The sequence below is a fragment of the Gordonia ajococcus genome (assembly GCF_012974285.1).
Lineage (GTDB): Bacteria > Actinomycetota > Actinomycetes > Mycobacteriales > Mycobacteriaceae > Gordonia > Gordonia amicalis.
Genome location: NZ_CP052884.1, coordinates 4209640 through 4221930, shown reverse-complemented (window position 1 = coordinate 4221930; position 12291 = coordinate 4209640). Strand labels below are relative to the sequence as shown.

Annotated in this window: 12 protein-coding genes; 6 read left to right on the top strand and 6 right to left on the bottom strand. The window is 66.5% G+C overall.

The window, feature by feature from the left end:
* Positions 1-130 precede the first annotated feature (130 nt).
* The 3 genes from GAA2_RS19045 to GAA2_RS19035 all read right to left on the bottom strand — a co-directional run bounded on the left by GAA2_RS19045 (position 131) and on the right by GAA2_RS19035 (position 2548).
* Positions 131-436 (bottom strand): DUF1416 domain-containing protein, encoded by a 306-nt coding sequence (locus GAA2_RS19045; RefSeq protein WP_006436976.1) that lies wholly within the window; start codon positions 434-436, stop codon positions 131-133.
* A gap of 5 nt (positions 437-441) precedes the next feature.
* Positions 442-1281, bottom strand: coding sequence for a sulfurtransferase (locus GAA2_RS19040; protein WP_006436975.1), 840 nt, complete (start codon positions 1279-1281; stop codon positions 442-444).
* 409 nt (positions 1282-1690) lie between these two features.
* The gene (locus GAA2_RS19035; RefSeq protein ID WP_006436974.1) at positions 1691-2548 is read right to left on the bottom strand and encodes a DUF2993 domain-containing protein; all 858 of its coding nucleotides are present in this window, start codon (positions 2546-2548) and stop codon (positions 1691-1693) included.
* A gap of 211 nt (positions 2549-2759) precedes the next feature.
* Between GAA2_RS19035 and GAA2_RS19030 the strand changes: the two genes are divergently transcribed.
* From GAA2_RS19030 to pstB, 6 genes are all read left to right on the top strand, one after another.
* Entirely contained in the window at positions 2760-3563 is an 804-nt protein-coding gene (locus tag GAA2_RS19030) for a winged helix-turn-helix domain-containing protein (protein ID WP_006436973.1), read from the top strand.
* Positions 3564-3567: 4 nt separating this feature from the next.
* A complete protein-coding gene (gene mshD / locus GAA2_RS19025) occupies positions 3568-4449 on the top strand; it encodes a mycothiol synthase (RefSeq protein WP_006436972.1) in 882 nt (293 codons plus the stop codon).
* 268 nt (positions 4450-4717) lie between these two features.
* A complete protein-coding gene (gene pstS, locus GAA2_RS19020; protein ID WP_096274629.1) occupies positions 4718-5791 on the top strand; it encodes a phosphate ABC transporter substrate-binding protein PstS in 1074 nt (357 codons plus the stop codon).
* A 156-nt stretch (positions 5792-5947) separates the two neighbouring features.
* The gene (gene pstC, locus GAA2_RS19015; RefSeq protein ID WP_096274628.1) at positions 5948-6979 is read left to right on the top strand and encodes a phosphate ABC transporter permease subunit PstC; all 1032 of its coding nucleotides are present in this window, start codon (positions 5948-5950) and stop codon (positions 6977-6979) included.
* Positions 6980-6981: 2 nt separating this feature from the next.
* A complete protein-coding gene (gene pstA, locus GAA2_RS19010; protein ID WP_096274627.1) occupies positions 6982-7881 on the top strand; it encodes a phosphate ABC transporter permease PstA in 900 nt (299 codons plus the stop codon).
* A 66-nt stretch (positions 7882-7947) separates the two neighbouring features.
* Positions 7948-8724, top strand: coding sequence for a phosphate ABC transporter ATP-binding protein PstB (pstB, locus tag GAA2_RS19005; protein WP_096274626.1), 777 nt, complete (start codon positions 7948-7950; stop codon positions 8722-8724).
* 64 nt (positions 8725-8788) lie between these two features.
* On the opposite strand, the gene GAA2_RS19000 is transcribed toward pstB, so the two are convergent.
* From GAA2_RS19000 to GAA2_RS18990, 3 genes are all read right to left on the bottom strand, one after another.
* Positions 8789-8938, bottom strand: a complete 150-nt coding sequence (locus GAA2_RS19000; RefSeq protein ID WP_191834514.1) for a hypothetical protein — start codon at positions 8936-8938, stop codon at positions 8789-8791.
* 165 nt (positions 8939-9103) lie between these two features.
* On the bottom strand, positions 9104-9766 hold the full coding sequence (phoU, locus tag GAA2_RS18995) for a phosphate signaling complex protein PhoU (protein ID WP_096274625.1): 663 nt from the start codon (positions 9764-9766) through the stop codon (positions 9104-9106).
* A gap of 105 nt (positions 9767-9871) precedes the next feature.
* A complete protein-coding gene (locus GAA2_RS18990) occupies positions 9872-12136 on the bottom strand; it encodes an LCP family protein (RefSeq protein ID WP_096274624.1) in 2265 nt (754 codons plus the stop codon).
* Between the last annotated feature and the right edge of the window lie 155 nt (positions 12137-12291).

Here is a 12291-nt window from a genome sequence, read left to right as displayed (position 1 = left end):
CTAACCCGGGCTCCTGCGGAGGGTTCAGCGGGTCGCCACTCGAGGGACCCGAAAACGACGAAACCCGGTCACCGCAGTGCGGTGACCGGGCGGCGTCGTGAGGTCTCGGACACCCACGACGAGGAGTGCATCACTTGGAGACGGTGATGTCCTGTTCGTGGATGCCGGGGCCCTCGGGGCTGATCGACGCATCGCCGTTGCCGACGGACGACAGGGCGCGAAGCGTCCAGGTGCCGGGGGCGGCGAAGAAGCGGAAGTCGCCGGTCGGTGAGGCGACGACCTCGGCGGTGAACTCACCGGTCGAGTCGAGCAGACGAACGAAGGCGCCCGCGACCGGGTTGCCCGAGCCGTCGGTGACCTGCCCGGTGAGGACCGTCTCCTTCTCCACGTCGACGCCGGCAGGCAGCTTCTGTCCCTGCTTGGGTGCAGCACACATAGTTGTTACTTTCCTTCTCCGAGTTCGATCGGCGCGCCGACCAGCGAGCCGTATTCGACCCAGCTTCCGTCGTAGTTCTTGACGTTCTTCTTGCCGAGCAGCTCGGTCAGTACGAACCAGGTGTGGCTCGAGCGCTCGCCGATGCGGCAGTACGCGATGGTCTCGCGGCTGTCGTCGAATCCCTTGCCCGCGTAGAGAGCCGTGAGCTCTTCGTCGGACTTGAAGGTGCCGTCTTCGTTCGCGGTGGTCGACCACGGGATGTTGATGGCGCCGGGGACGTGGCCGCGCTGCTGTGCCTGCTCCTGCGGGAGGTGCGCCGGCGCGAGGATCTTGCCGGAGAACTCGTCAGGGCTGCGCACGTCGACCAGGTTCTTGGTGCCGATGGCGTCGATGACCTCGTCGCGGAACGCGCGGATGCTCAGGTCGGGCGAGGAGGCCTTGTACTCGGTGGCCGGGCGGGTGACCGCATCCGAGGACAGCGGACGGCCGTCGAGCTCCCACTTCTTGCGGCCGCCGTCGATCAGCTTGACGTCGTTGTGGCCGTACAGCTTGAAGTACCAGTAGGCGTAGGCCGCGAACCAGTTGTTGTTGCCGCCGTACAGGATCACGGTGTCGTCGTTGGCGACGCCACGCTCGGACAGCAGCTTCGAGAAGCGATCGGCGTCGACGAAGTCGCGGCGGATTCCGTCCTGCAGGTCCTGCTTCCAGTCGAGCTTGATCGCGCCGGGGATGTGGCCGCCGTCGTAGGCCGAGGTGTCCTCGTCGACCTCGATGAAGACGGTCTTGTCGGCGTTGAGGTTCTGTTCAGCCCATTCGGCGCTGACCAGGACGTCGGAACGTGCCATGTCTGGTTCCTTTCGGATGAATATCTGGTGGTGGATGGATCTGTGTGGCGAAACAGCGGCGAGGCGCGGACAGACGCCCGCGGGCTCTGATCTGTGATGAGCGAGGAGGCGTGTGGAGAGAGGACTCAGGCCTCGGTGAAGACGCACCCCGTCGTCATCGGCGGTGCGCATGATGCGACTGCGTGGCAGCGCATGTAGGGCACACCGTCAGCGGTGCGTGCGACAGCAACAATCGGCGACACGACAGAAGTCGATCGCCCGGCGGCGTGTGAGCAAGTACTCACGGCGCTGTTGCATGCCCACGAGGGTACAACAGTGCCGATCGGAGTCCGAACCCCCGGGTGGATTGCGCTCTGACCAGCGCAGAAAGGCCGCGTGCAGAGCGGTGTGTGCGCTGCGTACGGCGTTGTCAGAACCGGCCCGGCCGGAGGCCGGCGGGGCCGGAGTCGGCGACGAGTTGCACGTCGCCGCCGAAGCTCTCCGCACGTTGGGCCACGAGTCCCCAGGCCATCGGGAGCGGGGGGAGGACCATGCTGAAACGGTCGAGTACAGCTGCGCGCATCTGCTCGGGGACGTCGGCGTCCACGTGTCGTTCGGGTCCGGTGTAGAAGTCGGTGGCCCGGATCTCCAGTGCGCCGTCGGAGACCGACAGGTCGACCGCGACGCTGACCCGAACCTTCGGCCCGGTGAACGAGGACGCCGAAGGGGGATCATCGGCGGCGAGCCCGGCGTCCGGCGGCAGGGCGACCGTGCCGGTGAAAACGACACCCTCCGAACGGGAGACGACGCCGTCCTGGGGACCACCGCCCCCGGCCTTGCCGTCTGGGGCGGGCGTGCTCACCGTCAGATCGGTGATCCGCAGATAACGCGCGAGGGTGACCGCGTCGAGGCGGGTGTAGGCCGAGATCGACGATGTGTGCAGAACATCACTCCCGGTGAAATCCCCTCGTTCCGGGCCCTGGAAACGGCCGAGTGTGGCGCCGAGTTCGCCTCGGCAGATGCCGCGGGCGGGTTCGCAACCGGGTAGTTCGACACCGCGAGCGGCGATCGTCGCCCCGGAGTAGTCACCCTTCGACGCCTGGGTGAGGAACGGGAACCCGGCGAGTGTCACCTCGGGATCGAATGGGACGCGCGGTGATTCGGCGAGGGCACGGGCGAGTCGGTGCTCGCTGCGAATGGCCGCGCCGACGTCGACGAGCAGCACCGATCCGGCGGCGACGACCGCCACGGTGACCGCGATGACGAGGACTTTCCGGATGCCCGGCATGCTCGGACGACCATCCTCTCCGGCGTGTCCACCGATCGCCCCGACTCGACTTGTTAACAGCGAAGTGCGCGGATGGCGCTATTCTGTCACCTATCTCGCACACGTTGGTAAGCCAGAGTAAACAATCTGCGGTGGCGTGTGCGGAGGCGTTCACAGCGTGGTGGGCGGATTGGATGGTCTGGGACGGGGACGAACGAGATCGGAGTGCTAGGTGGATCTCTTGTTGTTGACGGCCGATCCCAATCCGGAGTCGGTCCTGCCGTCGCTGTCGCTGCTCGCTCACAACGTGCGTGTCGCCCCGACGGAGGTTTCCTCACTCATGGAGGCGGGCAACGCGGACGTGGCCCTGGTCGACGCACGCGCGGATCTGGCGGCGGCACGAGGACTGTGCCGGCTGCTGGGTAGCACCGGCTCCTCGGTGCCGGTGGCGGCCGTGCTGACCGAGGGCGGATTGGTCGCGGTCAATGCGGACTGGGGCATCGACGAATTCCTGCTCCCGGGCACGGGACCGGCGGAACTCGACGCGCGGTTGCGCCTGCTGGTGGTGCGCACCCGCGGAGTGGCCGCCGAGGAGACGTCGGGGAAGGTCACGCTCGGGGAGCTGGTCATCGACGAGGGGACGTATACCGCGCGACTGCGTGGACGTCCCCTCGATCTGACTTACAAGGAATTCGAACTCCTGAAGTACCTGGCGCAGAACGCAGGTCGTGTGTTCACGCGCGCTCAGCTGCTGCAGGAGGTGTGGGGGTACGACTTCTTCGGCGGTACGCGCACGGTCGACGTGCACGTGCGCCGTCTGCGCGCCAAGCTCGGCAGCGAACACGAATCGCTGATCGGCACGGTCCGCAACGTCGGATACAAGGCGGTGCGGCCCACGCGCGGTCGGGGGGCCCAGGCCGAGGTCGAGGAAGTGCCGGAAGACGTTGCCCCGGAAGTTGATCCGGGCGAGTTCGACGACACCCTCCACGGTCCGGATACCTTCGACGAGGAGTTCAGTGCCAGCGCCGGAAACTGACCGAATGCAGGTACGACGAGGTGCCGCCCCCGCGGAGGTCGTCGCCGAGGCACGTCGCATGGTGCGTGCGGCGACCTCTGCCGACGGCGTCGCTCCGCTCTCGGACGAGGCGGTCAAAGCGATTGACACCGACGCGGATTCGCCGGTCATCCACGTGTGGTCCACAGGTGCCTACGCCAACGTCGTGCCCGGTCGGGACGGCGAGCCGTCGATGATCGAGGCGGTCGTCGACCCCGAGCGGCGGCGCGAGGGACTGGGACGCTCGCTGCTCGACGCCGCTTTCGCCGCGGCGAAGCAGGAAGGGCTCCCGGCCCGGGTGTGGGCGCACGGCGATCTGCCCGGTGCAGTCGCGCTCGCATCGGCGATGGGACTGCAGAAGCGGCGCGAACTCCTGCAACTACGGCGCCCGGTCGGTGAGGGACACGAGCTCCCCGAACTCGTCGTCGATCCGGGTCTCACACTCCGGACCTATGCCGGGTCGGACGACGATGCAGAGATCCTGCGCGTCAACAACGCCGCCTTCGACTGGCATCCCGAACAGGGCGGCTGGGAGCTCGATCAGATCGCCGAGCGGGTCGCGGCCGACTGGTTCGATCCCGAAGGTCTGTTCCTCGCCTTCGACGCCGAGGATCCGGCACGGCTCCTGGGTTTCCACTGGACCAAACAGCACGATGCCGATCTCGGCGAGGTGTACATCGTCGGTGTCGATCCGCAGGCGCAGGGGCGCGGGCTCGGGAAGCTGCTGACGCTTGCCGGACTCCACCACCTCGCACGGCGCGGTGTCGCCGAGATCAACCTCTACGTGGAAGGCGACAACACGGCGGCCTTGCGCACGTATGAACGCCTGGGCTTCACCAGGTATGCCGTCGATGTCGCCTACGGGTGAAGCCCGCGGCTGAGCGCGGTCCGCATCGCCCCGACGATGTCGCCGATGTGTGGCTCCCGCCAAGTAAGGACACCTGCGTTGCGTAGATCACTTCCATCCGGTCCCGGAGGTCGCGGCACGCCATTCGCACCTGACCGCCTCGGGTGGTTCACCTTCCGTTCACCTTCTGTCGGGGATTCGGCAACCCGGCGCGCCTAGCTTTCCTTTTCGGACACTCCGGACACCCGGGCCTCGGGACGGAGCACGATACGGAAAGGCAACACCTGCGGTGAGAATCAAGCGGAACGGCGCTCTGGCGGCGGTGTCGGCGATCGCGGCATTGACCCTGGTGACGGCGTGTGGTGGGGGAGACACTCAGACGGTGAGTGGCGAGGGTTCCACCGCCCAGCAGAAGGCCATGGAGCACTTCAGTCAGATCCTCTCGGACGACAGCGACATCGTCCTCGACTACACCGGCAGCGGCTCCGGTGACGGCATCAAGAAGTTCATCGCCGGCGACGTCGACTTCGCGGGTTCGGACTCGGCCCTGAAGGGCGACGAGATCACCAAGGCCAAGGATCGCTGCAACGGCAACGACGCCTGGCATCTGCCGATGGTCGTCGGACCGGTTGCGGTCGCCTACAACCTCGAGGGCGTCGACGACCTCAAGCTCAATCCCGCCGTCATCGCCAAGATCTTCAACGGCAAGATCACCAAGTGGAACGATCCGGCGATCGCCGCACTCAACCCGGGCGCGCAGCTGCCGGGCGGCGACATCGTCCCGGTCTACCGCTCCGACAGCTCGGGCACGACCGACAACTTCCAGCGGTTCCTGCAGAACTCGGCGACCAACGACTGGCCGTATGAGCACAGCAAGGAATTCGCTCCCAAGAACGTCGGTTCGGGCGCGTCGAAGTCGACCGGTGTCGGTGACACGGTCAAGAAGACCCCCGGCTCGATCAGCTACGTGGAGTGGGGCTTCGCGACCGAGAACAAGCTCGGTGTCGCCGACATCGACTTCGGAGCGGGTCCGGTCGAGCTGAACGCGGAGAGTGCCGGCAAGGCCCTCGACGCGCTGGAGTTCAAGAACCCGGCCAGCAAGGACCTCGTCGTCGACACCGACGCGCTGTTCGCGTCGAAGACCCCGGGTGCCTACCCGCTGTTGCTGACGCCGTACAGCATCGTCTGTTCGGCCGGTTACTCCGACGAGGCCACCAGTGCCACCCTGAAGGATGCGTTCACGAAGATCCTCGGCGACGGCCAGACCGGTCTCGCGGAGATCGGCTACGTGCCGGTGCCGCAGAACTTCAAGGCCAAGCTGCAGGGCAGCATCGACGCGCTTGCCGGCAGCGGCAACGCCTGACGTGACACAACGGAACAGTGCATGCGGGGCCGCCAGGAATTGCGGCCCCGCATGTGCGGTTGACACACTGACACGACTCTTCGTGTGTCGCACGGACTGTGAGCAGTGGACCGGGAAGTGGCCCCAATGACCAGAGCGGAAGCACAAGAGGGACGCATGACGTCGCTGAGCAAAGAAAGTGGTGCGATCCCGCCGGATTCGGATGGGACGAGCCTTCCCGAGTCGTCGCCCGACGGCGCCACACCCAGCAACCTGCACTCCGGGGCGCGTCACCGTGTGGCCGACCAGGTGTTCCGCAACCTGGCGGTCGGTTCGGGCTTCGTCGTCTCGCTCGTCATCGGGCTCATCGCGCTATTCCTCCTGGCGCAGGCCATCCCGTCGCTGGCCAAGAACGAGGAGAACTTCTTCACCTACACCGGTGACTGGATCACCAGCGGCAACCAACTCGCGTTCGGCATCCCACAGCTGTTCTACGCGACGGTCGTCGTCTCCGTCATCGCCCTGCTCATCGCGATGCCGGTCGCGCTCGGGATCTCGATCTTCCTCACCGAGTACGCCCCCAAGCGCCTCGTCGGACCGATCACGTACACCGTCGACCTGCTCGCCGCGGTGCCCTCGATCGTGTACGGCTTGTGGGGCATCCTCGTCCTCGGCCCCGCGCTGGTGCCGGTGAACGAGTGGCTCGTCGGCCACCTCGGTTTCCTGCCGTTCTTCCAGCAGCCCACCCAGGTCGCGAACATGTCCACCGGTGGCACGCTGCTCACCGCGGGCATCGTGCTCGCGGTCATGATCCTGCCGATCATCACCGCGGTCACCCGTGAGGTCTTCATGCAGACGCCCAAGGGGCACCGTGAGGCCGCTCTCGCCCTGGGCGCGACGAAGTTCGAGGTCGTCAAGCTGGCGGTGCTGCCCTTCGGCTTCTCCGGCTACATCTCCGGTTCGATGCTCGGCCTCGGTCGCGCGCTCGGAGAGACGATGGCGCTGCTGCTGATCATCTCCACCGCCGGCCCGATGAACTTCAACCTCATGGAGAGCGGCGAGACCTTCGCGACCAAGATCGCCAACAACGCCGCCGAGTTCGACTCACCGGGCAAGACCGGCGCCTACATCTCCGCCGGACTCACCCTCTTCGTCCTGACCTTCATCGTCAACGCCGCGGCCCGTGCGGTCGTCGCCGGAAAGAAGTGACCATGACCGTCACAACGCCCTCACGATCGGCCGACCCGGTCAAGAAGCCGACCGGCTTCGCCCCGCTCGCGAAGCGTCGGCGCCTGACCGATCACATCGTCCGGACCTCGGTCATCGCCGCACTCCTCATCGCCTTGGTCCCGCTCGTGTGGCTGGTCGCCACGCTGGTCATCCGCGGCATCGAACCACTGCTCGACATCGACTGGTGGACCCTGCCCGAGCGCAAGGGCGGCGCGGCTAACGCCATCGTCGGAACGCTGATGCAGACCGCACTGGCCGCCGTGATCTCGATCCCGCTCGGCATCTTCGTGGCCATCTACCTCGTCGAGTACGCCACCAAGAAGTCGCTGCTCGCCCGGGTCACCACCTTCATGGTCGACATCCTCTCCGGAGTTCCGTCGATCGTCGCGGCCCTGTTCGTCTATGCGGTGTGGCGCACCAGCCTCGGACTGCCCCGCTCGGGGTTCGTGGTGGCCATCGCGCTGGTGCTGCTCATGGTGCCGCTCGTGGTCCGTGCCACCGAGGAGATGCTCAAGATCGTCCCGCAGGATCTGCGCGAGGCGTCGTATGCGCTGGGTATCCCGAAGTGGAAGACCATCGTGAAGATCGTGCTGCCGACGGCCCTCTCGGGCATCGTGACCGGCGTGATGCTGGCCATCGCCCGCGTGATGGGGGAATCGGCGCCCGTGCTCATCCTCGTCGGCTCGACGCGCGCGATGAACTGGAATCCCTTCGAGGGCAACCAGGAATCACTGCCGCTGATGATGGTTCAGCAGTACAACAACGGGCCAGGTGTCTTCGACAAGGTCTGGGGGGCGGCCCTGTGCCTGGTCATCCTCGTGGCCATCGTCTACGTCGGGGCCAAGGTCGTCTCGAAGATCTTCGCACCCAAGACATCCTGAGTCTCGGCGACTCTGAGACCACCCCCGGCCCGGTGAACGGGTCGACACTGAGAAACGGACAACGTCATGGCAAAGCGCCTCGACATCAAAGACCTGAACATCTACTACGGCGACTTCCATGCGGTGAAGGACGTGACCCTCGAGGTGCCGCCGCGCTGCATCACCGCCTTCATCGGCCCGTCGGGCTGCGGCAAGTCGACGGTCCTGCGCACCCTGAACCGGATGCACGAGGTCACCCCCGGCGCCTACGCCGAGGGCAGCGTGCTGCTCGACGGCGAGGACATCTACGGCCGCAACGTCGATCCGGTGAGCGTGCGCGCCACGATCGGCATGGTGTTCCAGCGACCCAACCCGTTCCCGACGATGTCCATTCGCGACAACGTCGTCGCCGGCCTGCGCCTCCAGGGCGTGCGCAACAGGGCCGAGCTCGACGAGGTCGCCGAGCGCAGTCTGCGCGGCGCGAACCTCTGGGAAGAGGTCAAAGACCGTCTCGACAAGCCCGGCGGCGGGCTCTCCGGCGGCCAGCAGCAGCGGCTCTGTATCGCGCGGGCCATCGCGGTCTCCCCGGACGTGCTGCTGATGGACGAGCCGTGCTCGGCGCTCGACCCGATCTCGACGCTGGCCATCGAGGATCTGATGGGTGAGCTCAAGAAGGAGTACACGATCGTCATCGTGACCCACAACATGCAGCAGGCCGCCCGCGTCAGCGACCAGACCGCATTCTTCAATCTCGAGGGTGTCGGTCAGCCCGGACAGCTGGTCGAGATCAGCGACACCGAGACGATGTTCTCGAATCCGACGAAGAAGGAGACCGAGGACTACATCTCGGGGCGCTTCGGCTGACGCAGCGCCAACCTTCCGAACAGGGCTCTTCCCGTTGACGGGAGGGGCCCTGTTTGTTTGCTGCTCACATGTTGATCAGGAGAATGACCAGCAGAGCGGTGAGCGATGCGATGACGCCGAGATAGGTGAATATCTGCCGTCGGTGGGCGGCTGCCGCGGCTGCCTCGTCGGTCATCGCATTGAAATCGGGTTCGATCGGCTGATTCTGGCCCATGTCCGCCACCATAACGGGGACATGTGCAGCTGTGAAATCGTTCCCGGGCGCAAAGCGCGCCAGATGTTCCTGACATGAAGAGAGGCCGAGTTCAGTTCATCCAACTGAATCCTCGGCCTCTCGAAATGTGTGCCCTCGCTCCCCGAGAAGGGTGAGCGAGGAAGATCACCCGATGTTCTGGAACTGTTCGGGGGTCTTGCCGGTGGCGGTGAACACCACCCGGCGACCGATCAGCACGGCATGATCTGCGAAGCGTTCGTAGTAGCGACCGAGCAGGGTCACATCCACCGCCGCGGCGACGCCGTGCTGCCATTCGCGGTCCATCAGGACGGTGAACAGGTGGCGGTGGAGATCGTCCATCGCGTCGTCGTCCTCCTGCAAGCGCAGCGCGGCCTGCGGGTCGTGGGTCACCAAGACCTCATGCGCATTCTTGGCAAGGGTCACCGCGAGCCGGCCCATCTCCGCGAAGTAGCCGTTGACCTCCTCAGGGAGGGCCTTTGCCGGGTGGCGACGACGGGCGACCTTGGCCACGTGGAGGGCGAGGGCACCCATCCGGTCGGCGTCGGCGACGATCTGGAAACCACTGACGACTCCGCGGAGGTCGCCGGCGACCGGGGCCTGGAGAGCGAGGAGAGCGAAGGACTGTTCCTCGGCGCGGGCCGACAACTGTGCCATCCGTTCGCTGTCGCCGATGACCTCTTCGGCAACGGCGAGGTCGGCCTGCAGGAGCGCCTGGGTGGCACGCGACATCGCGGTACCCGCGAGTTCACACATTTCACCCAGGACGTTGGTCAGCTCCTCGAGTTGCTCTTGGTAGGCAGTACGCATGTACCCAGGGTACGTCGGGGAACGGTCTTCTTCGCTCACGGGCGATGAACGCAGCGTGAACGACCGGCGCGGTGACGTCGTCGTCGTCTCATCCGGACGATCGTGCTAGGTACAGGTCGTGTCGCCCGCGTTGGTGACGGCGAGATCGTTGGGCAGATCACCGGTGTTCTCGGCCGGCGCGAGCTGCTCGACGTTCACCGTGGCCCCGGCGTCGGGCACCGATCCCAGCTCGCCGGTGAAGTCGGACCCGAGGATGAGTTCGACCCCCGATTTGACCGTCCGGTCGAGCTGGATCTCGGCGCCGGGGAACATGGCGGCCAGCGTGGCGGCCGCGTTCTGCTGTCCGGTGCCGTACCGCACGACGGTGTCGTCCCGGCTCTCCGAGGCGTCGGCCACACCGCGGACGTCGAAGCCGTACGGCTTCAACTGGTCGGACACCTCGGCGGCGAGACCGGTGGTGCTGGTCCCGTTGAGCACGCGGATACCGATGTTGCCGGGATTCTGCGCGGTGGCGTTGATCCGTCCGGGGGTCTCCGTCGAGTTCCTCGAACTCGGAGCTCGCGAGGGCGCCTTGGACGTCGGCTTCTTCTTCTCGACCTTCTCGCCGGGCAACGGCAGGTCGTCGATGATCGCGTTGAAGATCGCATCGACGTCGTCGGTGCGTGGGATCTCATTGTTGGAACCGTCGGTGGTCGTGCCGGAGGTGGGGATGGTCAGGAACGAGACGCGACCGGCCTCGATGCCCTGCATCGACTCGGCGAGGTTGATCAGCGACTGGGTGTCGACGCCGTCGACGTAGCTGTACTTGATGAACGTGTTGACGATGCTGTTGAGCTTGTTGGGGTTCGCCAGCACGTTGCCCGACAGCGTCGAACGCAGCAACGACGACATGAACAGCTGCTGACGCTTGATGCGACCGTAGTCGCCGTTGCCCTCGGAGGCGATGTTGCGGGCGCGGACATAGTTGAGGGCCCTGCGCCCGGTGAGCTTCTGTTTGCCGGGTTTGCGGAGGATGTTGCCGAGCTCGTAGTCGTAGAGTGGCACCGTCGAGCACACCTCGACACCACCGATCGTCCGTACGACCTGCTCGAAGCCGTAGAAGTCCATGCCGATGAAGTGGTTGATGTTGAGGCCGCTCATCTGGGTCAGCACCCGGACGAGGCACTGCGGGCCGCCGTAGAAGTAGACGCTGTTCAGCTTCACGCCGCTCTGTGCCGGCATCTCCGCGCCGTACTTGCCGGTCTCGTTGTCCCACGAGTTGCATGCGGGCTGGTCCACCTGGAGGTCGCGTGGGAAGGACACCGCGACGACGCGTTCACGGTTGGCCGGGACGTTGACCAGGATGACGGTGTCGGAACGGGCGCCCTCGGCATCGGCGGTGGTGCCCGCACCCACCTTCGCGTTCTTGCCGCCACGCGTGTCGGTGCCGACGATCAGGTAGGTCTCGTCGCCGTTTTGGGCGTCCTTGTTGCGGATGTTCTTGTCTTCGGCGTCGACGGCGGTGACATTGCGCCAGTTGCCGTTCCACGACTGCAGGTAGTTCCAGACGAAACCGGTGCCGACCAGGGCGGTCACACATGCGATGGCCACCAGGATGCGTCCGGTGGCGGTGGTCTTTCGGACGAGTGCACCGCGACGGTCGCCGCCGCGCCCCGGGTGGTGGCGGGGCGCCTGGCGGAGTTGGAGTGGACCGGTCAGGTCGGGGGTTCGTTCGAGCGGTTCGCGAGGGGTCGGCGGTTCGTCCGGCGTGGTCGCGGCCGGGGGTACCAGCGCGTCCTGGGCACGCGACTCCTCGAAGGCGCGCTGGGCGGTGGCGCGGTCCGACAGGTCGGGTGCGGGCTCGCCGGGTTTGTCACCGATCGTGGGGATCTTCTGGGTGACGTCGTTGTCGAAGCGGTGGATCTCGGTGGGACGATCGTCGGCCGCGGGCTGGCTCTGGTCGCTCCGTCCGAGCGGAGGACGAGGGGGCCGGACCTGATCGGGCTGCGCCGGGTTGAAGCGGCGGGACCGGCTGCGGGTCGTCGGCGGGATGTTCGCGTAAGGGCCGGGCGGGGGTGCCTGGTCGGGCGCACCGGCGCGGGAGCGTCCGCGGCGGGGGGAGTCGGCCGGGGGCGTCCGGGGTTCCTCCGCGTTCATCTGCTCCATGAGCTCGCGGACGGTCAGTCGGGTCCGCCCGCGGACGAAGCGATCACTGGAACGCGGCTCGCGGAGACTCGGGTGCGCTCCCGGCGGCGAGGCGTCCCGAGCGCCGGGGTCCACCGGCGGACGGCGGTCGTTGGCATCGTCGGGACGCCCGGCACGACGGCCACGACGAGACCGGTTGGCCTCGTCTCCCGCCTCCGGTTCGTCCGGTCCCGATGTCCGACTCAATGCACGTTCCTCTACCCCGTAGGTCTCGAATGCGCATGACCGCGCGTCGGGGCTGATCGACGCGGCACGCACGCACGCAGGGCCCCGGGTGGCCGGGACCTTCGCGCCATATTACTGATCGCACCTGAGAATCGAACTCAGCCGGACCGTCGTTG